Here is a 22091-nt window from a genome sequence, read left to right as displayed (position 1 = left end):
GAGTTATCCGCGCCGAGCAAGCCCCTAAATTCTATTTATGGGGGCTAGGCGCGGGCGATTTTAACAGTTATCAGTTATCAGTCAAGAGTGATGTGTTTATCGTTGGTGAAACACCACACAAAGAAGGTGGTCGGCGTTGGCGCATTGATAACTGTTCACTGTTCACTGTTCACTGATTTAATCGCCGTCCCCATTCCTCAACAAGTACTGGCACTAATCCCTCGGATTACAGCTTCATTTTTTATGTTATCCCAAGCTGTTGGAGTTAAAAAAACAGTCCTTTTACCTTTGATTTCATCGTGATAAACTGGTTGATTTTTCATCCTTTTTATCCCTTTTTTAGTTGTTATCATAATAACCAAATGCTATACTAGATAGAGATTAACAGATGCAAGGAGGTGATGCAAGAGTGTTGGTATTGGAATATAAAGCAGTTGTCAAAAGAGCCACATCAAAAGCCATAGATGAAGCTATTCTTACAAGTCAATTTGTCCGAAACAAAGTGCTTAGATATTGGATGGATAATAGAGGCGTTAAGCCTTCGGCATTAAAATGCGGCAAGAAAGAACTATATCAGTACAACACTCAATTAAGAGCAGAATTTAAATTTGTCAATGATTTAAACAGTCATGCTTGTCAAGCATCAGTAGAAAATGTAGAACGTGCTATCAATAGATTTTTTGATAACTGCAAGAAAAACAAACCTGGGAAAAAGGGTTATCCCCGGTTCAAAAAGCATAGCCGTTCAGTCGAATATAAGGTGTCTGGGTGGAAGTTGCACCCAACAAAGCGCCGTATAACTTTCACTGATAAAAAAGGTATTGGCGAACTCAAGCTATTAGGTAAATGGGATATTCATCAATACCCTGTTGAACTAATTAAACGAGTGAGGATTGTCCGTAGAGCGGATGGATACTATGTGCAATTTTGCGTCAAGGTTGATAACCAGCAAGAGGCATCACGAACTACATCAGAAATCGGAATTGATGTCGGACTGGAATATTTCTACTCTGATAGTAATGGCAACCATCTTCGCGTTCGCGCAGCGTCTCGCAGAGAAGCGTCTCGCAGAGAGGAGAATCCGCGATTTCTCCGCAAGGCAGAGAAAGATATTAAGCGGGTTCAGCGTAACATTTACAAGAAGAAAAAAGGGTCATCTGGTAGAAGAAAAGCGCGTGGTGTTTATGCTCGTAAACATTTAAAAGTAACAAGACAAAGGAATGAACATGCGAAAAGACTCGCACGTAACTTAACCCTGGCTAACGCTAAGGTTGTCTTGGAAGATTTAAATATTTCCGGCTTGGTAAGAAACCACAAACTAGCCTTGAGCATTTCTGATGCTTCTTGGTACAACTTCCGTCAGTGGCTCGAATACTTTGGTGCAAAATTTGGACGGGAAATCATTGCGGTTCCTCCCCACTTCACAAGCATTGAATGTAGTAATTGTGGTGCTAGAGTGCAAAAATCTCTCAGCACCCGTACCCATTCTTGTCCACATTGCGGATATATTGAACAACGTGATGTGAATGCTGCCAAAGTAATTTTAAGTCGTGCAAACGGTAGGGGTGGGCAATCCCAAACTAACGCCAGTAGAGATGTTCCCTCTACTTCTGTTGGTCACATCGCCCTTGGCGTCTCCCCGAGTGAGAAGACCTGCAAAAGCAAGGAACGTCAGTGACGCTGGAATCCCCCGCATTTATGCGTGGGGAGTGTCAAGCCCGTATTTATTATTGTATTCTACCAATCCAGGGACTAGTGATTAGTATTTAATATTGAATACTCAAGATCAGCGATAAATTACTATAAAGTACTGTTGAAAGCTAATTAATCACGGAACAATTCCTTCCCCAGTCCCCAATCCCCAATCCCCAATCCCCAATCCCCAGTCCCCAGCGATGCACTGAGCTTGCCGAAGTGTCCCCAATCCCCAATCCCCAGTCTTGTTTTGAGGATCAAAGTCAGCAACACAAGCCATAGGTAATGAAAAAACAGCGATTGTTAAAGTCCTTGATCCAGCAATTAACTCACTGGCGGCGATGGTACAAAACGCTACGTCGTAAAGGACTGTTACTGGAGGTGGTGATCAATCAAAGCGATAATAGCCACCGTGGAGGGCTGCAAAAATTTGTCCTCAGCAATATTCTTCTGTTTTTATCAAAAACCAGTCACGAAAGTGGACAGCCAAAGCCAGGAATAGCCCTCAGAACAATGACAAAATCCGTCAATAGTCCACAGGGGTTAGGTACAATCGGTATAGCTTGGATACATAAAAAACGTTCCTCTGTGGTGTTGGCGATCGCAGTAGTATCCTTAACAGGGGTGATTGGCCATAAGTTATACAACCAGCCCAAGCTAAAAGTTGGAACTATTGCGCCACAAACAATTACAGCGCCCTACACTACTAGCATCGAAGATGAGAAACAAACAGAAATCAAACGCCACCGCAAAGTTGTTAGTCAAAGTTCTAGACCCATATTAATGGTCGATACGCCAATCAATGAGAAAATCAACCGTAACTTACAACAACTTCTAGACAAAAGCAACGAAATTCGTGTCACGGCTGGCGCTTTTCCGTTTTTTGACACGTCAGTTTTGTCCGTCTCCAGCCAGAGTTATCTACGTTCTTGTACGGAGTCGGAATGGCAAACCTTGTTAGCAGGGTTAGAAAATACTAGACAACAGCAGTTAGGATTTTTGGTTCCAAAACGCAGAAGTAGAGGGTTACAACAAAATTCTACCTTCTCAACCCTCAATAATCAACCCTCAACATTCAACCGTCAACCATCAACACTCACTACTCAAAAGGTTGACTTTAGTCAAGCAGTCGCGGAATTAGAAAATTACCGAATCACAACTTCTCAACAAAACCTGTCGTCACTCATTGCTCAAATATTGCAAGCACGGCAAAAATATGTGCAAGCTAAAGCTAAACTTGTACAAATGCCGGCGGTCAAGTTGGAGATATCATATGACCAAAATATCCTCTTAGACTTGTCAGATGATGACTGGGAAAAAACACGCACGGGAATCAGTCAGAGTAGCGAGCGCATTCTGACCCAAGGTATCCCATTCGGACTGCCATCCAATATTTTACCAGATACGGTGAGGCTACAAGTGCAGACATTTGTCGCCAAAGACGCCGAACCTTTGGCAATCAACATGTTGTTGACTGTACTGGAACCGAATCTGACCAAAGATGAAGAAAAAACCCAAGAACAAGCAAAACAGGCTGCTGCTGAAATAGCACCTGTAATGGTGGATTTCCAAAAAGGTGAGGTAATTGTCACCAAAGGAGATAAAATTAGTGAGTGGAACTTTGAGGTGCTGGAGTATTATCACCTCATCAGCCGGGAGATTAACTGGAGGCAGTTGCTGAAGTTGGCAATTTTTGTCAGCGTTGCAATTGGTATATTTGTCTTTGTTGAACGGCGGATGAAAACTCCCTTACGACAACGCGATCGCCTGTTAGTCTTATTGCTAGCCCTGAGTACGCCGGGAGTGGTAACGATGGGTGTAGTATATACTACTTGGAGCGCCATTGGGTTGTTGCTGGGTAGCTTCTACGGTGGTACTTTGGGTCTTACCGTTGTCGGGTTGCTATTGGTAGTATTATCAGTAAGCGTGGAAATTAGTAAGATTTCCCTGTTAGCTGGTGCATCAGCCGGAATAGTTGGTAGTTGCATGGCCAAAAGACTGCGATCACGTGAAGAACTCGCACTTTTGGGGGTTGCTATTGCTTTAACTGAGGGTGGTATTTACCTAATTCTCAAAGTTCTCATTGGTGCAGCATTTGGTTCAGCTTGGTATCTCGTCCTCCAGGAAGCAGGGTTATTTGCTGTGTCGGGTTTAGCCTGGAGTATTGTGGCTTTAGGCTTGAGTCCTTATCTAGAAAAACTCTTTGATTTAGTCACCCCCATCCGGTTAGCAGAATTGTCAAGTCCCAACCGCCCGTTGTTAAAACGACTCGCAACCGTTGCTCCCGGTACTTTTCAGCATACCTTGTTTGTGTCTACCCTTGCCGAAGCAGCCGCCAAACAACTAGGATGCAATGTCGAGCTAGTCAGGGCTGGGACATTATACCATGATATTGGCAAAATGCATGACCCCCTTGGTTTTATAGAAAATCAAATGGGGGGACCCAATAAACACGATACAGAAATCCAAGACCCTTGGAAAAGTGCAGAACTGATCAAAAAACATGTCAGCGAAGGGTTGACGATGGCGCGGAAACACCTGTTACCCACAGCGATTCAAGCTTTTATTCCAGAGCATCAGGGAACGATGTTGATAGCCTATTTCCATCACCAAGCCCAGCAAATGGCCAAGGATGATCCTAGTTTAACAGTAAACGACGCCGATTTTCGCTACGATGGACCGATTCCCCAGTCACGGGAAACTGCGATCGTCATGTTAGCCGATTCCTGTGAAGCCGCACTGCGAAGTCTCAAAGACGCGACAGCAGAACAAGCCTTAGCAATGCTTAACAATATTCTTCGCGCCAGATGGCAAGACAATCAACTAGTTGATTCTGGACTCACGCGGGATGAAATGACCAGAATTGCCCAAATATTTGTGGAAGTTTGGCAACAATTCCATCATAAACGCATTGCTTATCCTAAGTCAAAGTGTAGTAATGAGAAAGTGCCGAAGGGGTGAGGGGAGAGTGAGGAGTTAGCACGGACATTTATTGACAAGACAAACCGCACCAAAAACCTTGCGCGCGTATGGTGCAGACCCTACTATGAAATCTCGCCCGAAATCACCAAAAAAGAACATGATTATGTCGGTGTAGATTTAGGGATAAAGATTACCTATAATTTTCCTTCTTTGCGCCTTTGCGTCTTTGCAGAAGCTCAAAATTATTTCGGTAATCTTCCAGCGGGAAGGGAGTAGTTTTGGTTTGAGAAAGTGTGAAGGTAGGTCTGGCAAGGGTTGTAGAGCTATTGTTTACATAACTTTACAACGTGTCCCATTTTGCACGTACCTCCCGGTTGTACCCCTTTTACCCTGCTCGCTCGTAATTGAGAAAAATTATGCAGCGGCTGAAAGGTATGCAGTATAAGCGTTGTAGGACTTGAGTTTTATTTTTTGGGAAAAAAAGTGCCTGTAACTCGAAAAATTCACAAATTGGGGTGGGGAAGCGTCTAAATAATAGAGACACCGTTGAGAGGGTAGTGGAAGGTGAATGTTTCCCACGCAGGTACAGCCAAGAGGAAGCAATACGGGAGGACTAGGAATGTCCTTATACCCCCACCACACCAACTTGACAACATACAAAAACAACAACAAAAAGGAAGTTAGAGTTTTGTACCTATCGTCAAACTTGATAAAATTGAAATGGAAATATAGAATTTTTTATGACTGCCTTAACTTTTAAACTATATCCCACTATCGAACTCACAGATGAGCAGTTCTTTCAAATCTGTCAGAATAATCGTGACTTGCGTCTGGAGAGGACAGCGGAGGGAGAATTAGTCATTATGCCACCAACAGGATGGGAAACCGGTAATCGCAATAGTAGACTAACACAGCGCTTAGGGAATTGGGCTGATGCTGATGGTACAGGCTTGGCTTTCGATTCTTCAACCGGTTTCAAACTCCCCAATGGTGCAGATCGGTCTCCTGATGCGTCTTGGGTAAGTCGGGAACGATTAGTTGCGCTCAATCCCGATCCTACCAAATTTCTGCCTATGGCTCCTGATTTTGCTGTGGAATTGCGATCGGCTGCTGACAATCTCCCGAAATTGCAACAAAAAATGCAGGAGTATATTAATAATGGTGTGCGTCTAGCTTGGTTGATTGACCCTCATAACCAACGTGTAGAAATTTATCGACCTGGACAGGAAGTTGAGATTCTGCAATCGCCCACTAGTTTATCAGGTGAGGATGTACTACCTGGATTTGTCTTGGATTTAGCTTAAACAGCAAGAAGCCCCGCACCATACACTTCGTGTTGGTGTCGGGATGAATTGCGCGACAAAAAGGAGACGCCATTCAATCAATTTTTACCGCAGGTGAAACAGATTGAATGGCAGTCGAGTTTTTGTCAATTTCTGGATTCGGTAGTGAATCGATAAATTCTTCTAAAACTTGTGTCATTGTTTTATCAACTTGTATTGAATATAACTGCAACTTATTATATCTACGTTCAGACATCCTTAACCCTAATCTTTTTCATGATGGCTGTACATTGTTTGTACATTCATGCTAGCATATAACAAGTTAAGTGAGAGGTCGAATCACGATGAAAACAACTTACCAGTATCAGTTTTACCCAGATACTAATCAAAAGATAGAGCTTAACGAGTGGTTAAGAATATCTCGTTATTGGTACAACCGACAATTGGGTGAGCGGTTTTCATGGTGGCAGAACAATCACTTGCAGCTAAAAGCGTTTCCTTTTTGGAAAGACACTTTCCCTGGTTTATTTGAGCGGCCAAGTTACTACTCTCAAAAGTTGCAATTACCAGAAATAAAGAAAGATTTTATCAAGGTAATGCATAGTGGAGAGTTACTAGATTTTTCTCGTGTTAATTCAACTGTTTTGCAAGATATTTGTAAGCGAGTTGATAAGGCTTTTGAAAGGTTTATAGTTGGTGATAAAAAGGGTAAGCGTTCGGGTAAGCCACGTTTTAAAACAGCAGCTAGTTTTGGCACAATGACTTTTGCAAGTGCTAAAGATGATTGGATTAAACTAGTTCGGAAAAACTGGTTATATCTAAGATTACCTAAATTGGGTGTTGTACAAGTCAGAATGCATCGACCTTTGCCCAGTGGTTTTAAACTTAAACAAATCAGCGTAACCAAAAAAGTAGATGGTTGGTATATCCAGATGTGTCTGGAAGATACCTCTGTACCTGATTTTAATCCTGATTTAATTGTTCCAGCTTGGGATAATTCAATGGGTTTGGACGCTGTTTTACATGGTGATGATTATCTGGCTACATCCGCAGGTGACAAACTACCTTCTTTAAAATCACTACGTAAAAACCAACATAAACTGGATAAAGTATCAATCAAGAGAAATAAAAGAAAACCTGGTAGTAAACCTAGAAGAAAACTAGCTAAAAAAGAAGGTAAACAGCATCAACGTATCGCTAGAAGTCGTAAGGATTTTCAATATAAGACTGCCCATAAACTTGTAAGAAGTGGTAAGAAAGTATTTTTCCATGAAAAACTTAATTTACAAGGTTTGAGTAAAAGAAATGCACCAAAGCCAGACGAAAATGGTAAGTTTTTACCCAATGGACAATCAGCAAAGTCTGGATTAAATAAATCTTGGATGGATGCAGCATTTTCACAGTTTTTTGAGATATTAGGTTACATAGCCGCAAAAGCTGGTGCCGTTGTGATACCTCAAAATCCTGCTTATACTAGTCAAATTCTCAGTTATCGGAACGAGATAGTATTTCCTAATCTTGATACTAGAGATTACTGGGATGAGATTGAATCTTTGAGAGTTGATAGAGACATTAATGCCGCTATCAATTTGAAGAGACTTGGCTTGGGCATTATGCCAAGTATAAAACGCCGTAGTAAGAAAATAGACATAGTTGGAACTATGTCTGACAGTATTACAAAGGAAATTTTGAACATCCTTAACAGGACTTCAGAAGCCTACACCATACCCGTAGGGTTGGTGTAGGAGATGTCACCACAGATTTTGAACTGAGTAAAGTATGGTGCAGCGCTAAAATCAGTTTAGTCAGCTAGAGGTCAAATATGACCACGACAACGCCGCCAAAAACCACCCTAGAAGAGTTCCTCAAACTTCCAGAAACTAAACCAGGTAGTGAATATATTAATGGTGAGATTATCCAAAAGCCCATGCCGAAGGGAAGACATAGCCGATTACAGAGTAAACTTGGTGCTGGTATTAATCAAGTAGCTGAGGAGCAGAAAATCGCCTACGCTTTTCCCGAACTGCGGTGTACTTTTGGTAATAGGTCAATTATACCTGATATAGCTGTGTTTTCGTGGCATCGTATCCCATTTAATGCCGAAGGGGAAGTTCCTGATGATTTTCTACTGCATCCAGACTGGACAATTGAGATTCTTTCCCCGGAACAGAAGCCAAATAAAGTAATTGGTAATATCCTTTATTGTTTAGAGTATGGAAGCGAATTAGGTTGGTTTATTGATCCAGGCGATCGCAGTGTACTAATATTTCTCCCAGGACAACAACCGCAACTGTTACAAGGATCTGATAATTTACCAGTGCTAGGGGAAATTGAACTACAGCTAACAGTAGAGCAAATGTTCGGCTGGTTGAAAATGGCTTTGTAGAACTCTTTTATTACAGGACTTACTTAGGTGTCACATTTAAACAATGGTGCGTGACGCCATAAGTTTTGTAACTACGTACAATATTTATCGCAGCGTCACGCACCCTACGATTTAAAAAAATATCCCATCGTAGGGGCGCAAGGCCTTGCGCCCCTACTACTGATTAAACAGCAAAAATACTGTTTGAAACAAGCCTACAACTACACCCAAAACACCACCTAAAGTAACAATAGCCTGCAATTCATTTTTGACAATTCCCTCAATCGCCGCTTCTAAATCTGCGGGTGAAGTAGCCTTTACCCGGTCAACAATCACCTGATCTATTGACAAAATGGGAATTATCTGGGCGACAATTTTTTCTAAATCTTTTTCTAAATATTTATCTAGAATTAAAGCCAATTCCTGACTGACGACTTCTAAAGAAGTACTCAAAACAGGTGAAGCGCTCAGACGATTGAGCAGCAATATAGCAATATTATCCCAATCAACAGAATCAGTTAATCCTTGTAAAAAATCGCTACCACTATTTAGCACGTAATGACGCACACTTTCGCGAGTGGTTTTTCGCAGTTGGCGCACCGTCCCAATTGGCAAGTTTTGTAAAGATAAATTTTGCAGTAATTTTTTGATGCGATCGCGCATTTGCAATTCTTGAATTAATTCTTGCAAACGAGCATTAGTAGCCTCTTTTTCATCTAAACAAAAAGTTCTCAGCCTAGTCAGAGTATTACGTAAACCAAATAAATTTGCTACTACCCAATAAGTCCCACTGGTTTTTTCACGAAATGTTTCATCAATAATTTGAATTGTCTTATCAGTCAAAAAATCAACTATCGTCTGGCGCAGCACGTCTGGGGGAAGCACTACTTCCAATAACCAATCAGCTAGCCGCTTAGACTGTTCTTCACTCAGTTGAAATTCTAGTAATATTTGATCAAAAATTTGATTAATTTGCGCTTCCAAAAAATCCTCGCGCCGCGACAAAACCTTCAGTAACCTTGGCAATGATTCCCCTAACAAATCACGCAAAATTCCTGCCACAACTTTGGCGCTTTTTTCATTTTTATCTTCTGATTTTACTTGTTCGATTGCTAACTGCAACAACCAGAGAATTGCTGATTGTACCCGCTCTGTTTCTAACAAACGGCGGGCTAATTTTTGCAATTCCTCTGGAGTCAATAACGACCCCATGATGGTATTAGAAATCCTCTGAGCCAAACGTTCCTGATTACGGGGAATCAATCCAGGAGTGAACGGTAATCTTGTACCACCGATATAAATTGCTTGGTAGGGACGAAACAACATTTTGATGGCTATATCGTTGGTGAAATAGCCAATAATTCCGCCCACTACCGGGGGAGATACATAAAGCCAGAGATGAGACCAATCCAAAGTTAGGAGTTTAAAGTTAGGAGTTAGGAGTTGGCAGTTAGGCGTTTTTCTTAACTACCAGCACTCCCATCATACCGTTAGCGATGGGATAGTGTGTGACAACTGCAAAACCAACTTGATGCGCTAACTCTACTTGTTCCCTGCCGATGGGAAAGCGGTCTAAGCTAGGACTGATGTAGGCGTATTCTTCCTTGACGCCCAAATTCGTGGCTATTGGTACAACTATACTATCAAGATACCACTGTTGAAAGGCTCGTAGCTGGGGATTGTCGGGTCGATGAAAGTCTAAAATTGCGGCTTTGGCACCTGGTTTGAGAACGCGGTATAATTCTTTGAGACTGGCGGGAATATCAGTAACGTTTCTTAAACCATAGCCCATCGTGGCAGCGTCAAATTGGTTGTTGTCAAAGGGTAAACTTAGCACATCGGCTTCTACCCAAGTGATGGGAGGTTGGGGGTACTGCTTTTGGGCGCGTTGTTTGGCAGTTTCTAGGAGGTTGCAAGAAAAATCTACCCCATACACCTGTCCAGATGCACCCACACGCCGTGCTAAACCTAAGGCGATGTCACCACTACCACAACACAAATCCAGGCAAGTATCTCCTGGACTAGCGCCACTCCATTTTATTACCATTTCCTTCCAGATGCGATGTTGTCCTAGACTTAACCAATCGTTCAACTGGTCGTAAACAGGAGCAATTCGATTAAAAATGGCGCGGATTTCGTGAGTCATGGGTCAAGGGTCAAAGGTCAAGGGTCAATAGTTAATATTGTCGCTCTTGACTTTGGACTTTGGACTCTTGACTTTGGACTCTTGACTCTTGACTAAATTTTTGCGGTATGACAGCGACTGCTAGTGAGAGCGATCGCTACCAATTGAGCTGATAAATCAATTAGCCTTAATTCATCTTCTCGCAAAGTGCAGGGTTGTTTCCACTGTAGAGACAACACCGCGATGATTTGGTGGCGGTAGATAATGGGGATAATTACTAGTGCCTGTACACCAGCTTCCTGATAGTGAGTAACACCAGCTAATTTGGAGTCTTTGGGAACATTTAATGATACTTGTATTTGCCCAGTGGCGATCGCCTCCTTTGCCAATGGGTCTTGAGATAGCCAATTTGCTATGGTATCTTTATAACTATAAGACCCTTGAGTTGCAACCAGAGTATTTCCCTCAACAAGTTGCAAAATACAGCCATCTGTCACAAAAGTGTCACTAAAAGCCTTAGCAATGGGTATCAGTGTTTCCTGTAAACTAGTTGCAGCTTGGGTTTCTTTGACCAAAATAGTTAGCAGGGACATTTGAGCATTGGCGCGGCGTAATTCTTCGGTACGTTGCTTGAGCAAGTCGTAAGTTTCAGCAGCCCTTTGCACAACCGCCTTCAGTTCCCCTGGGTCCCAAGGTTTGGTAATATATTTATAGACTTGCCCGGCATTAATCGCCTCTACTAAGTCTTCAATATCAGTAAACCCAGTGAGGATAATCCTAACTGTATCAGGAAATTGAGGTACAGTCTTACTGAGAAACTCAGTTCCTTTCATTTCCGGCATCCGTTGATCGGAAATGATCACCGCCACTTCCCCTTCCGCTGCCAACATTTCTAGGGCATTTATCCCACTATCGGCTTTGAGTACCTGAAAATCCCGGCGAAAAGTCCGATACAGCAGGTCTAGATTATCTGGCTCATCATCAACTACCAGAATTTTCAGTTTTTTCGGTCGTTCTAGAGTCATCAATTGACGATGAATTGTACTAGTTTCAACAGTGGGATTATCCATAAGATAATTCCTTTAAATATTAATCATTCTGTAATCTTCCATACTAAGCTTAGTTGATCATAGCCAACTAGCCTTGCGGGTATTTGCGGATGTCTACATCGTCAAGTTAGACATAGCTACGGTTATTGTTGGTCATTTGTCATTGGTCATTGGTCATTGGTCATTGGTCATTTGTCATTTGTCATTGGTCATTTGTCATTGGTCATTTGTCACTACTAGTCTGTCAATTTTGTTTTGAGGGATTTTTGGTAGTGTGAGCGTCTCGCTCACGCGGGCAAGATGCCCGCACTACAGTCCATCATTTTTATCTTGACAGAGTACTACTCCCAATCCCGAATCCCGAATCCCGAATCCCGAATCCCCAATCCCCAATCCCGAATCCCGAATCCCGAATCCCCAATCCCCAATCCCTGTTTTCAAGCTAGACTAGCTGATGAGGTAATAATTAACCTCTCTGGTTAAAGTAAGAATTGCATAATTGTCAGTAACCCAGCCCTAAAGGGACTGGGCTTGTAAGAGCAATCAAGCAAGCCGTACTGACCAGACCACCCTGAGCGTAGTCTTATGGTAGCCGTTATTTGAGTCACGACACCCTGGAATGCGTAGCTAGTTCCCTGCCCTGTCGCTTGTGATTAAACAGTTCTAAGGTCACTGAAACAGTGTTGCAAGCCTAACAAGCTCTGATAACTGGTCGAAGCTAACATTACCCCGAAAGGGAGGCTCCTCGGAGCAACACATTATGCGTACAGAGTTGGGAAATTTGAATCGGTAATTGTCCCGTTGAAAGTACATCACAAAAGTACCCCGAATTTCCTAACTCCAAGGCGGTAATGAAAAAATATTCAAAACGACTAAAGTCGCTCGTGTCGCTTCCCTCTCAGGGCTAAAGCCACTGAGTTTCCCGCATACCGTGAGGTTTTATGACTGATCTACCACCCAACGCTCAAAATCCTGATAACGCTGCTGCTGATGTCGCACAAGAGTTGCTGCGAAGGTTGAGGCAAAAGCAAGGTAACTGGGTGGAATGGGGAATTGCGATCGCCACTGTGCAAAAGTCTGGCTACAACCCCCAAGAGATTTTTGAAGCGACTGGATTTGAACCCATTCAACAAAATCAGGTAGTTGTTGCGTCCCAAGTTTACAATTCTTTAGAAAAGGCTGGGGCATCAGAAGCCACGCTATCCTATTACGCTGTACGTGGCAGTGATGTTTTGTACGAGCTGCGTCTACTTTCCCAAAATGACCGCGCCGCAGCTGCTGATTTGACTTGCTTACACAAACTCGATGTAGACGAGGCGCGGGAAGTCGCAAAAGCAATTAAAGAGTTCTCCTATTTTCGCAACTTGCCGCAAGGCTTCTCTGCTCATCCAGGGGACGCTGTAGCTTATTATAGTTGGAAACTGGCACGCCAAAACATAGATTTGCAACAGCGATCGCGTCTGATTGCTAAAGGTCTACGCTATGCTCATACGCCAACGGCTAGGCAACAAATCGAACAATTGTTAACAGATTTTACTGTTGCTCCTAAGCGTCTGGCTCCGCTTTTACCATTCTACAGACTGGATTCGGAAGAGGAATTGCCCCGTATTATTCCTGTAGTGGGTCAGTTACCATTGACACCTAAAGACTTGCAGGCTGTGCCCCTAGTTCCCGAAATCGAGCCATTTCGCATAGTCAAATTTAGTGGTGAGCAAGCTTGGATGCCTTTACCGGGTTGGCAAGTGCTGTTAAGTGCAGAGGACCCAGTGGGAATTTTAGCAAATAGCGATCGCCTCCCCAACCAGTCACAAAACCAACCAGGACAAGTGGTGATAGTTGTAGATCGCGCCCAGCGTCAATGGGATGATTCTAGCTACTTTGTAGTCGATAACGCCGGTGAATTAGATTTTCAGTGGTGGGAAACTAAACCAGATAGTCCTCTATTAGGAAAAATTATCATTATTGTGCGTGCTAAGAAGATTCTCGATGAAGAATTCATTAAGGATGCTTGGCAAATTGACGAATAGGTATTGGGGATTGGGGATTGGGGATTGGGGATTGGGGATTGGGGATTGGGGATTGGGGATTGGGGATTGGGGATTGGGGATTGGGGATTGGGGATTGGGGATTGGGGATTGGGGATTGGGGATTGGGGATTGGGGATTGGGGTTAGCGGTATTGACTTTGACATAATATTTACAGTAAACTTGTGTAACCCTAGGGGTTACAATTCTATTGTGATCAGAACATTTAAGCATAAGGGGATTAAAAAACTCTTTGAAGATGATGACAGAAGTGGTATTCAACCAGCACACGCAGATAAACTCTTAGATATACTTGACAGGCTTGACGCCGCAACCGAGATAAAAGATATGCAATACCCCGGATCTGGTCTTCACCAATTGCAAGGAAACAGAAAAGGGGACTGGTCTGTTACAGTCACCAAAAATTGGCGTATAACTTTTACATTTGAAGACGGGGATGCTTACGACGTAAATTATGAAGACTATCACTAGGAGCTTTATATGATCACCAGAAGACAGCCTAGACACCCAGGTGGGTTAATCAAGCGCCAGTATCTCGAACCGCTAAATATAACAATTACAGAGTTATCTGATATTCTTGGTGTATCTCGTAAAACTATGTCTGAGATAGTTAACGAACAAGCAAGTATTACTCCTAACATGGCACTGCGTTTAGCTACTGCACTACAAACTACACCTGAGCTTTGGTTAAATCTGCAGAAAAAATATGATCTTTGGTGTGCTGCCAACGAATCAGAATCTTGGCGAGAGATCACACCTATTGATTTACAGGTTGATTTACAGGCGTATTAAGTAAAATATTTGGCATTGCATAATTGCGGGATGAAATCGTTAAATTCAACTTTGAAAACTCTTCCTCTTAATCAGCAACGCCAAATATTTCTTACAGCCATTTTCAGGTAAATAGACCACAGGGTAGGGGCGCAAGGCCTTGCGCCCCTACGAAGATCTGTGGTTCAAATGAGTGAAAATTGCTGTAAGTTCCTATCGTTTAGCAATAAAATCTCTGGCATGTAGTAGCGCTACCCTTCAGAGTAGCACTACTACAAACATTAAATGTTGGTGGGTAGGGTAATCACAAAAGTAGTGCCTTGACCAACAACGCTATTAACTTCAATTTTACCCCCATGCAGATCGACACATTGCTTAACAATTGCTAGTCCCAAACCTGTACCGGGAATGTCACCGACGTTATTTGCTCGCTGGAAGGGTTCAAAAAGCTTGTCTAAGGCAGGTTGTGGAATGCCTATACCGTGGTCTTGGATTTGGAAACAAATAGTATTATCTTTCCAACTTAGCGTTAGAGATACTATACCACCTAATGGGGAATATTTAATCGCATTAGTCAGCAAATTATTCAGCAAATGCCATAGCAGTTGTTCATCGAGATAGGCTAGACCAGAGTCACCATCTACTGCAAACTTTAAGGTGTATTGCTCTGTCACACTCCATTGTAAAGATTCTACCAGTTCTTCACAGAAACTGACCACATCGATGGGTGTTGGATGGCATTCGAGTTTGCCTGCTTCGGCTTTCCCTAATGTTAGTATATCCTCTAATAGGTAGTTTAAATTCTCTGTCGCTGACTCAATCCGCTGGATATGTTGTTGTTTTTTCTCTTCTGACATCTGATTACTGTAGTGTTTGAGAATTTCGGCCCCTAGTTGAATAGTAGTTAGGGGATTACGAAACTCATGAGCTGCCATATAGAGATAATGAGATTTAAGTTGAATTTGAGATTCAGCGGCTTGTTTATCTACTTGGGCTGCAGCCAGGGCTTTTTTGACCGCAACTTCTGCTTGGTGGCGAGATAGAGCAATATCAATGGTAGTGGCTAAAATCATTTCATCAAAGGGCTTTAAAATGTAACCAAAAGGTTGAGTTCCTTTGACTCTTGCGAGGGTAGCTTTGTCAGCATTGGCTGTCAGGTAGACCACAGGGACATGAAAGCGAGACTGAATCTGATGTGAAGCTTCAATACCATCGATTTGACCTTCTAGGCAAATATCCATTAACACTAGGTCAGGTTGTAATGACTCCACCTGGAGAATGGCTTCTTCGCCGGTTGCTACCAGGGCGAGAACAGCATACCCTAAATATTCTAGAGTTTCTCTGAGGTCATCAGCAACTAGCTGTTCGTCTTCAACAATCAGGATTTTCATAGGAGTCATCATAACTTTTTGACTACAAGTCTGCTTAGTGTTTTTTTGTATTGGCAAAGGTAATGTGAAAGGTCGTACCGCGATCGCGTTCTAGGGTAATCTTTCCTTTAAGCTGTCTGGTTAAATTATGAACAATTCTTAAGCCTAGGGTGTGGCTATTTTCCCAATTTAGGGTTTCGGGAATGCCAATACCATTATCGCCAACGGTCAAGGCAACTGTATTGTCGCGAGCTAACTGGAGATTAATAATTATTTTACCCTTCTGTCCCCGACGAAAAGCGTACTTGAGGGAATTAGAAACCAATTCATTGATGATCAGTCCGCAGGGAATCGCTGTGTCTAGAGGAAGATTGATGTGATTGGTTTCAATCACAAGAGAGATTACTCGTTGGCTGATACCGTAAGACCGGAAGAGGTTGTCAGTGAGCTTGCTGATGTAGTTTTGAAAATCAATTTGGGAAAGATCTGGTGATTGGTAAAGTTGTTCATGAATCAAAGCCATCGATTGAACCCGATTTTGGGACTCTTGGAAGAGAATCGAAGTTGCTTCATCTAGGGGTCGTCGCGACTGCATTCTTAGTAAGCTGGAAATAATTTGCAAGTTATTTTTGACCCGATGGTGAATTTCCTTGAGTAGCGTCTCTTTTTCATCCAGCGATCGCCTGATTTGTTCCTCACTCCGCTTGCGATCGCTGATATCGCTTACCCGTACCAAATTCATGGCTTTAAGGGCGACACTAATCTGTTTCACTGCTAAGTTACCCCAGAATAAATTACCTTTGAGGGTGACATATTCAATTTCTCGACTCCAAAACCCTTGTCTTTTCATCTCTTGTGCAATCTCTTGTTGTTCTTCGGGAGTAAACTGATATTTTTGCAGGCGGTATCCCTCCGTATTTATCAGTTCGGTTTTGCTGACTGCTTCAAACAACTCTACTGCTTGCTGATTACAGTCGATAATCAACAGGGATTTGGGATCTACCAGGAAAATCGCATCAGCGGATTCGTTAAAAATCGCTTCTCGTAAATCCCGATTTTGAATTATCTCTAACTCAGCTTGTTTGCGATCGCTGATATCTAACCAATAACCTATAGCCTCTACAGGATTTCCCTGTTCATCGCGTACCAGGCTAGCCTGATCAAATACCCAGCGATAAATTCGATTCTTGTTTAAGAAACGATATTCTACGTTAACCCGATCTCTTTCCAGTAATTGTGTCATTTCACCCAGCACCCAATTTTTATCTTCAGGATGAACGCGATCTAGCCAGAAGCTAGCGTTGGTCGTGAATTCTGCTGCATCATAACCAAATAAAGTTTTGACATTACCACTAATAAAAGTGGTTTCGTGGTTTGTTGATATTTTACTAGTATAAATTGCGCCGGGACTGGAAAAAATTAAAAACTCTAGACGTTGCTGAAGTTGCAGGACTGTGGCTTCTATAATCTGACGTTGGGCAATTTCTTGGCGTAATTTACTATTGGCTTGCGCTAGGTCAGATGTCCGCCGTTCTACTCGTAATTCCAACTGTTGATTGAGTTTTTGTAAAGCTGCTGCCGCCTGTTTGCCTTCAGTAATATCTCGTGATTCTGCAAGCAAAAAAATCACATTACCATGATCATCTCGAATCGGTTTGATCGAAAAATCAAAAGTTTTGACAACACCAGCCAGATTTGGTAGATTGACTTCATAACGCACCAATTTACCCGCTCGCGCCTCAGCAATCGCCGTTTGTAACCGCTGCTTTAGCTGTGGAAAATGATTCCAAGTGGGGGTTTCCCAAAAGAATTTACCGATGAAATCACTGCGTTTGGCACCGACAAAATCTATAGGTGCTTGGTTGACTTCCACAAGGATACCATCTGGCATCAGCAGACTAATAAACTGGAAATTCTGCTCAAAAATGGCACGGAATTTGCGCTCACTCGCCTGTAGTTCTGTGGTACGTTCCTCTACTTTAGCCTCCAGTTGAGTATTAAGGGTTTGCAAGTTTTGGTAGAGTTCCGCCTGTTGAATAGCGATCGCCATTTGCACCGATAATTGATCTAACAGTTCAATTTCCGATTGCTCCCATTGACGGGGCGATGAACACTGGTGAGCAATCAGTAAACCCCACGGGAGACAATCAGCATTCAACCCTTCAGACTGCTGAGTATAGGAAAAAATCGGCACCACCATCTTCGCTTTCACCTGAAAGCTCTCTAGCATCTGCACATAACATTGAGATAATCCGGCTGTATGGATATTCGCTACCGCTAACCGATATTTTTGGTCATAGCCGGTGGAGAAATTTCTGATCAAGCAGATATCTTGCAGATAGAGATTAAGACAACTTGTCCATCCCGGTAACACAGATTCCGCGACAACATTACCACTCATATCTGGATGCAACTGGTAGACTAGTACCCGGTCAGCCTTGAGAAACTTTCGGACTTCATCCACAGCGGTCTTCAGGACTACTTCCAGGCTCAAAGATTGACGAATCCGCAGAGCGATCGCCCCAAGTAACCTTTGCTGCTCCTGCTGCTGCTCTAGCTGCTGCATCAATTGCATCCGCTCCCTCACCGTATTGCAAGCACGATAGAAGGCTTCACGAGTCAGTTTTCCTTTGACCAGATAATCCTGGGCACCACTTTTCATCAACTGTACGGCAATATTTTCATCTCCCTGACCAGTTAAAATAATGACTGGCATCTTTTTTGTACTGTTAGAGTTTTGTAATTGTTCCAAGAACTCCAACCCATTAGCATCAGGTAAAATAAAATCCAACAGAATCAGAGTGGGCGTCTGCTGTAGGCAATATTCCAGTCCAGCTTGAGCAGTATCAAATTCTACGATGTCATAGTGATAGCGATGATCCTGGTCTAGTAACTGACGATAGAGACTACGGTCCGCTTCATTGGGATCAATAATACAAACGCTTTGACTTTTGACTGTATGTGCAAAACTCACGGTCGGGTACGGGGTAAGGATGATTTGAATATTTTTCCCCTTTTCTATTTAATTGCTAAGTGAATTCAGGTAAAATATTAAAATCAAGCATAAAAAACTCCACCCACGGATCGGGGATTGCACTTCGGCTCCGCTCAGTGACCAGGGATTGGGGATTGCACTTCGGCTCCGCTCAGTGACCAGGGATTGGGGATTGGGGATTGGATTAATTTACTCATTACTCATTACTCATTACTCATTACTCATTACTATTGGGGATTGGGGTATAGGGCATAGCATTGCTAAAACTCCAATCCAAAATCCAAAATCGAGTCAGATACTAATTTTATCGATATAATAATGCCTCAAGAATCTCTCGAATCTCAGATGTCGCCTGTTTCTGGCGCCCGCACAGAGGCGATAGCACACATTCGTAATGGTTTACGTCCCGGACAACAGCAAATGGCTGACTGGGAATCAGGGCCATTGGCAGTTTCTGCTGTTCCTGGTGCTGGTAAATCTACAGGGATGGCGGCGGCTGCAGCAATTGCGATCGCCCGTCAATATCAGCGTTCTACCCAATCTCGCCCGACCTGGCGGCGTCAGCTGGTAGTTGTTACCTTTACACGCTCCGCTGCTGCTAATATCAAAGCCAAAATCCGTAAATATTTACGCGATGATTTATCTCTACCACAAACAGGCTTTTTTGTCTATACCCTGCATGGTCTAGCCTTGAACATCGCCAGTCGCCATCCAGACTTATCCCAATTGCAGTTAGAAAATGTCACATTAATCACGGCTAACCAAAGTCATCGCTTTATTAGAACTGCTGTAGAGCAATGGATTGCCAAGAATCCGGGACATTATTTAAAATTGCTAGAAGGTAGTCAATTTGACGGAGAAGAAACTGAAAGATTGCGTCGCCAATCAGTATTGCGAACAGAGGTATTGCCAGATTTGGCGATGAGTGTGATCCACGAAGCCAAAAGTTCTGGTTTATCGCCCGAAAACTTAAGAGAGTGGAGCCAACAAACCACAGACGCCTATGGAATTTTGACCATAGCGGCTGGATTGTATGAGCAATATCAAAACTTGATGCGATTGCGTGAGTTTATTGACTACGACGATATGATTTTAGCAGCCTTGCGCGTTCTTGACAACAATAGCGCTCGCCGCATCGAGCAAAACCAAGTTTTCGCCGTCTTTGAAGACGAAGCCCAAGATTCCAGTCCCCTACAGACGAAGTTATTAGAAATTTTGGCGAGTGATTCGCCAGATGGGGAGATCTCGGTTGATGAACAATCCCCAATCAACTTAATCCGAGTAGGCGACCCCAACCAGGCGATTAACTCCACCTTTACCCCAGCCGATCCGATTTATTTTCGGCAATTTTGCGAAGAGTGCGATCGCCTCCAAAAACTAGCGACAATGGATCAAGCTGGTCGCAGTACCCGAATGATTATCGCTGCTGCTAACTTTGCCCTAGAATGGGTCAATAGTTTCTATGGAACAAGGAAACCAGGAGACAAGCAGACAATCGCCCCCCTCCCCTTCCGTCCGCAAAAAATTCGCCCGGTTGACACAGACGACCCACAAAAAGACGCTAACCCAGCGCCAGTGGGAGGGGGATTAGAACTATATATTCCACATGATATTCATCACACAGTAGAATTGCTTTCTCAGCGAGTGGTAGAGTTATTTGCGGACGACCCAAGTAAAGTCAGTGCAGCAGTTTTGGTGCGAGAACATCGCCAAGGAAGATGGCTAGCAGAGGCGCTTGCACCTGTATGCAAAGAGAATCAAATTACACTTTATGACGTAGGAGAACGCGATCGCCGTTCTCATATTCCCCAAGAGATTTTAGCACTGTTGCAATTTTGCGATCGCCCCCATTCTCCAGATTATCTCAAAGCTGCCCTCGAAGTCTTAGTAGCGCGCCAGTTGATTCCCACCCAAGACCTCAACGCCCTGGCTAGTCTCCCTGAAGAGTTTTTGTATCCGGGGCCTTTAGCATCACTCCAATTAGAAACAATCCAAAAAGCCTCACACTTATGTCGTAGTTTACTCCGCGCTCGGTTGGAATTACCCATGTATAACATCATTTCCTTCCTCGCCTTGACGTTAAATTACGACCAAGCAGAACTAGCGACTGCAGACAAACTTGCAGAACGAGTCAACCAGCAAATAGCTGGTAATAGTTCAATGGGAGCAATGTTAGCAGCTTTAAGTGAAATTGTCAGTTCCGAACGGTTTGAAGCAGTAGAAACAGAAGATTTAGAGGCGCGTTACACCCGTACCGGTCAACTAACCATAATTACCATGCACAAAGCCAAAGGGCTAGATTGGGACTACGTTTTTCTGCCCTTTTTGCACGAAAACTTAATTCCCGGTCGGTTTTGGGTACCTCCCCAAAGCCAATTTTTAGGCGACTTTACCTTATCAGAAGTAGCTCGCGCCCAAATTCGGGCAGCCCTCCACAATCAATCTATCATACCAGATGTCACCCAAGCTTGGGAACAAGCAAAACACCTAAAAACTGCCGAAGAGTACCGCTTACTTTATGTTGCCATGACCAGGGCAAAGCGCCTATTGTGGATGTCTGCGGCGCTAAAGGCACCCTTTACTTGGAATAAACCGGAGAATTTACAAGAACAAGCGCCTTGTCCCGTGTTTAAAGCATTAAAGTCACAGTTTCCCGAATGTGTTTATTCGTAGGGGCGCAAGGCTTTGCGCCCCTCCCCTACCGTGCTAGTCCCGCGATTTCAAACTATTTGTTTAGCCGGATAAATTTTTAGATACCCCTAAATCCACACGATATGATACCAGCTGTAGGGGCACGGCAATGCCGTGCCCCCACTCGCTCCTACATGTGTCAGCGTTTTAGTGGTATTGTATCAGAATTGAATTCTATCTATAAAGATGCGTTAGGATTTGTCAACATTAAAACTCAAAATACCGTGACTTTCCCCGCAGAATGTCCTTACTCACTTGACCAATTACTTGATATGGAATGGTTGCGAGATTAGGAGATGCATAGATGCATCCCCATTTCCCTATTTAACTCCAAATGCGACCGCGACGGAAAGGCTTGTCTTGCTCAGTTTGTTGGGATTTTATTTTAGCAATTTCTTGCCACCAAAAACCATAATCTTCTAGACCAGTAGCCAAAAGATGGCTTTTAATCTCTTCTATTTTCTCCTCTTGGGCTTGGTTAGATTGTGCGGTGGCTTTCTCTTTTTTGCTCATGATTTTAGTAACTCCTAAATACATCTACAAGAAGACTTAATTTGCTGATAGCTGCGATTTTGAAATGCAGCCGGGTCATTATAGTTAGCACCGTGCAATAAATCCATGCGAATGCTGACTAAATCTTCAACTCTACCGTGAATCACATCCACAGCCCGATGGGGATAAATAATATCGGGTCTTTTGACCGGCTTTGACAGTTTAGGTAATCTCATAAGTGGTTTATTTCCGCATTTTTCATGTTGTAGGGTGCGTTACGCCGCAGGC

General features: G+C 43.1%; 22 protein-coding genes. 13 read left to right on the top strand and 9 right to left on the bottom strand.

The window, feature by feature from the left end; all coding sequences use genetic code 11:
* The first annotated feature begins 388 nt into the window (after positions 1–388).
* Positions 389–1678: a transposase gene (locus HEQ19_16125; GenBank protein ID WYM03448.2), complete on the top strand. Its 1290-nt coding sequence runs from the start codon at positions 389–391 to the stop codon at positions 1676–1678.
* Positions 1679–1828: 150 nt separating this feature from the next.
* On the opposite strand, the gene HEQ19_16120 is transcribed toward HEQ19_16125, so the two are convergent.
* Positions 1829–1975, bottom strand: a complete 147-nt coding sequence (locus tag HEQ19_16120; protein WYM00808.1) for a hypothetical protein — start codon at positions 1973–1975, stop codon at positions 1829–1831.
* 5 nt (positions 1976–1980) lie between these two features.
* Between HEQ19_16120 and HEQ19_16115 the strand changes: the two genes are divergently transcribed.
* Together HEQ19_16115 and HEQ19_16110 are read left to right on the top strand one after the other, a co-directional pair.
* A complete protein-coding gene (locus HEQ19_16115; protein WYM00807.1) occupies positions 1981–4656 on the top strand; it encodes an HD family phosphohydrolase in 2676 nt (891 codons plus the stop codon).
* 701 nt (positions 4657–5357) lie between these two features.
* A complete protein-coding gene (locus HEQ19_16110) occupies positions 5358–5921 on the top strand; it encodes a Uma2 family endonuclease (GenBank protein ID WYM00806.1) in 564 nt (187 codons plus the stop codon).
* A gap of 73 nt (positions 5922–5994) precedes the next feature.
* On the opposite strand, the gene HEQ19_16105 is transcribed toward HEQ19_16110, so the two are convergent.
* Positions 5995–6156 carry a hypothetical protein gene (locus HEQ19_16105; GenBank protein ID WYM00805.1) on the bottom strand — a complete coding sequence of 54 codons (162 nt, stop codon included), beginning with the start codon at positions 6154–6156 and terminating at the stop codon, positions 5995–5997.
* An 88-nt stretch (positions 6157–6244) separates the two neighbouring features.
* On the opposite strand from HEQ19_16105, the gene HEQ19_16100 reads away from it, so the two are divergent.
* Together HEQ19_16100 and HEQ19_16095 are read left to right on the top strand one after the other, a co-directional pair.
* Positions 6245–7645 (top strand): transposase, encoded by a 1401-nt coding sequence (locus HEQ19_16100; GenBank protein WYM00804.1) that lies wholly within the window; start codon positions 6245–6247, stop codon positions 7643–7645.
* A 77-nt stretch (positions 7646–7722) separates the two neighbouring features.
* The gene (locus HEQ19_16095) at positions 7723–8286 is read left to right on the top strand and encodes a Uma2 family endonuclease (protein WYM00803.1); all 564 of its coding nucleotides are present in this window, start codon (positions 7723–7725) and stop codon (positions 8284–8286) included.
* A gap of 156 nt (positions 8287–8442) precedes the next feature.
* Here the strand turns inward: HEQ19_16095 and HEQ19_16090 are convergent, their stop codons facing one another.
* From HEQ19_16090 to HEQ19_16080, 3 genes are all read right to left on the bottom strand, one after another.
* Entirely contained in the window at positions 8443–9678 is a 1236-nt protein-coding gene (locus HEQ19_16090; protein WYM00802.1) for a DUF445 family protein, read from the bottom strand.
* A 37-nt stretch (positions 9679–9715) separates the two neighbouring features.
* Complete coding sequence (ubiE, locus tag HEQ19_16085; GenBank protein ID WYM00801.1) at positions 9716–10411, bottom strand: bifunctional demethylmenaquinone methyltransferase/2-methoxy-6-polyprenyl-1,4-benzoquinol methylase UbiE; 696 nt, start codon at positions 10409–10411, stop codon at positions 9716–9718.
* Positions 10412–10503: 92 nt separating this feature from the next.
* Positions 10504–11460, bottom strand: coding sequence for a response regulator (locus HEQ19_16080; GenBank protein ID WYM00800.1), 957 nt, complete (start codon positions 11458–11460; stop codon positions 10504–10506).
* Between the two features lie 73 nt (positions 11461–11533).
* On the opposite strand from HEQ19_16080, the gene HEQ19_16075 reads away from it, so the two are divergent.
* The 5 genes from HEQ19_16075 (at position 11534) to HEQ19_16055 (ending at position 14276) form a co-directional block, all read left to right on the top strand.
* Entirely contained in the window at positions 11534–11698 is a 165-nt protein-coding gene (locus HEQ19_16075) for a hypothetical protein (GenBank protein WYL98118.1), read from the top strand.
* Between the two features lie 41 nt (positions 11699–11739).
* Entirely contained in the window at positions 11740–11922 is a 183-nt protein-coding gene (locus HEQ19_16070) for a hypothetical protein (protein ID WYM00799.1), read from the top strand.
* 458 nt (positions 11923–12380) lie between these two features.
* On the top strand, positions 12381–13466 hold the full coding sequence (locus HEQ19_16065) for a RuBisCO accumulation factor 1 (protein ID WYM00798.1): 1086 nt from the start codon (positions 12381–12383) through the stop codon (positions 13464–13466).
* A 3-nt stretch (positions 13467–13469) separates the two neighbouring features.
* Positions 13470–13955, top strand: coding sequence for a type II toxin-antitoxin system RelE/ParE family toxin (locus HEQ19_31095; protein ID WZI66929.1), 486 nt, complete (start codon positions 13470–13472; stop codon positions 13953–13955).
* A gap of 9 nt (positions 13956–13964) precedes the next feature.
* A complete protein-coding gene (locus HEQ19_16055) occupies positions 13965–14276 on the top strand; it encodes a HigA family addiction module antitoxin (GenBank protein WYM00797.1) in 312 nt (103 codons plus the stop codon).
* 260 nt (positions 14277–14536) lie between these two features.
* Here the strand turns inward: HEQ19_16055 and HEQ19_16050 are convergent, their stop codons facing one another.
* Together HEQ19_16050 and HEQ19_16045 are read right to left on the bottom strand one after the other, a co-directional pair.
* Positions 14537–15646, bottom strand: coding sequence for an ATP-binding protein (locus HEQ19_16050; GenBank protein WYM03446.2), 1110 nt, complete (start codon positions 15644–15646; stop codon positions 14537–14539).
* 34 nt (positions 15647–15680) lie between these two features.
* Positions 15681–18599: a PAS domain S-box protein gene (locus HEQ19_16045; protein WYM00796.1), complete on the bottom strand. Its 2919-nt coding sequence runs from the start codon at positions 18597–18599 to the stop codon at positions 15681–15683.
* A 148-nt stretch (positions 18600–18747) separates the two neighbouring features.
* Here HEQ19_16045 and HEQ19_16040 point away from each other — a divergent pair, with 148 nt between their 5' ends.
* The 3 genes from HEQ19_16040 (at position 18748) to HEQ19_16030 (ending at position 21604) form a co-directional block, all read left to right on the top strand.
* Positions 18748–18936 carry a hypothetical protein gene (locus HEQ19_16040; GenBank protein ID WYM00795.1) on the top strand — a complete coding sequence of 63 codons (189 nt, stop codon included), beginning with the start codon at positions 18748–18750 and terminating at the stop codon, positions 18934–18936.
* Between the two features lie 29 nt (positions 18937–18965).
* Positions 18966–21293, top strand: coding sequence for an ATP-dependent helicase (locus tag HEQ19_16035; protein ID WYM00794.2), 2328 nt, complete (start codon positions 18966–18968; stop codon positions 21291–21293).
* A gap of 101 nt (positions 21294–21394) precedes the next feature.
* A complete protein-coding gene (locus tag HEQ19_16030; GenBank protein ID WYM00793.1) occupies positions 21395–21604 on the top strand; it encodes a DUF29 family protein in 210 nt (69 codons plus the stop codon).
* Positions 21605–21635: 31 nt separating this feature from the next.
* On the opposite strand, the gene HEQ19_16025 is transcribed toward HEQ19_16030, so the two are convergent.
* Together HEQ19_16025 and HEQ19_16020 are read right to left on the bottom strand one after the other, a co-directional pair.
* On the bottom strand, positions 21636–21824 hold the full coding sequence (locus HEQ19_16025) for a cyanobactin biosynthesis PatC/TenC/TruC family protein (protein WYM00792.2): 189 nt from the start codon (positions 21822–21824) through the stop codon (positions 21636–21638).
* Between the two features lie 14 nt (positions 21825–21838).
* Entirely contained in the window at positions 21839–22039 is a 201-nt protein-coding gene (locus tag HEQ19_16020; protein WYM00791.1) for a cyanobactin biosynthesis system PatB/AcyB/McaB family protein, read from the bottom strand.
* Positions 22040–22091 lie beyond the last annotated feature (52 nt).

Source organism: Gloeotrichia echinulata CP02 (genome assembly GCA_038087035.1).
Taxonomy (GTDB): Bacteria; Cyanobacteriota; Cyanobacteriia; order Cyanobacteriales; family Nostocaceae; genus Gloeotrichia; species Gloeotrichia echinulata.
This window is presented reverse-complemented; position numbering and strand designations above follow the sequence as displayed.

Coding starts and splice junctions, on each gene's coding strand:
- HEQ19_16125 (WYM03448.2), top strand. CDS start 389: ATGCAAGGAGGTGATGCAAGAGTGTTGGTATTGGAATATAAAGCAGTT.
- HEQ19_16055 (WYM00797.1), top strand. CDS start 13,965: ATGATCACCAGAAGACAGCCTAGACACCCAGGTGGGTTAATCAAGCGC.
- HEQ19_16110 (WYM00806.1), top strand. CDS start 5,358: ATGACTGCCTTAACTTTTAAACTATATCCCACTATCGAACTCACAGAT.
- HEQ19_16030 (WYM00793.1), top strand. CDS start 21,395: ATGATACCAGCTGTAGGGGCACGGCAATGCCGTGCCCCCACTCGCTCC.
- HEQ19_16095 (WYM00803.1), top strand. CDS start 7,723: ATGACCACGACAACGCCGCCAAAAACCACCCTAGAAGAGTTCCTCAAA.
- HEQ19_16065 (WYM00798.1), top strand. CDS start 12,381: ATGACTGATCTACCACCCAACGCTCAAAATCCTGATAACGCTGCTGCT.
- HEQ19_16070 (WYM00799.1), top strand. CDS start 11,740: ATGCCCGCACTACAGTCCATCATTTTTATCTTGACAGAGTACTACTCC.
- HEQ19_16115 (WYM00807.1), top strand. CDS start 1,981: ATGAAAAAACAGCGATTGTTAAAGTCCTTGATCCAGCAATTAACTCAC.
- HEQ19_16020 (WYM00791.1), bottom strand. CDS start 22,039: ATGAGATTACCTAAACTGTCAAAGCCGGTCAAAAGACCCGATATTATT.
- ubiE (WYM00801.1), bottom strand. CDS start 10,411: ATGACTCACGAAATCCGCGCCATTTTTAATCGAATTGCTCCTGTTTAC.
- HEQ19_16120 (WYM00808.1), bottom strand. CDS start 1,975: ATGGCTTGTGTTGCTGACTTTGATCCTCAAAACAAGACTGGGGATTGG.
- HEQ19_16100 (WYM00804.1), top strand. CDS start 6,245: ATGAAAACAACTTACCAGTATCAGTTTTACCCAGATACTAATCAAAAG.
- HEQ19_16105 (WYM00805.1), bottom strand. CDS start 6,156: ATGTCTGAACGTAGATATAATAAGTTGCAGTTATATTCAATACAAGTT.
- HEQ19_16080 (WYM00800.1), bottom strand. CDS start 11,460: ATGGATAATCCCACTGTTGAAACTAGTACAATTCATCGTCAATTGATG.
- HEQ19_16035 (WYM00794.2), top strand. CDS start 18,966: ATGTCGCCTGTTTCTGGCGCCCGCACAGAGGCGATAGCACACATTCGT.
- HEQ19_16050 (WYM03446.2), bottom strand. CDS start 15,646: ATGAAAATCCTGATTGTTGAAGACGAACAGCTAGTTGCTGATGACCTC.
- HEQ19_16025 (WYM00792.2), bottom strand. CDS start 21,824: ATGAGCAAAAAAGAGAAAGCCACCGCACAATCTAACCAAGCCCAAGAG.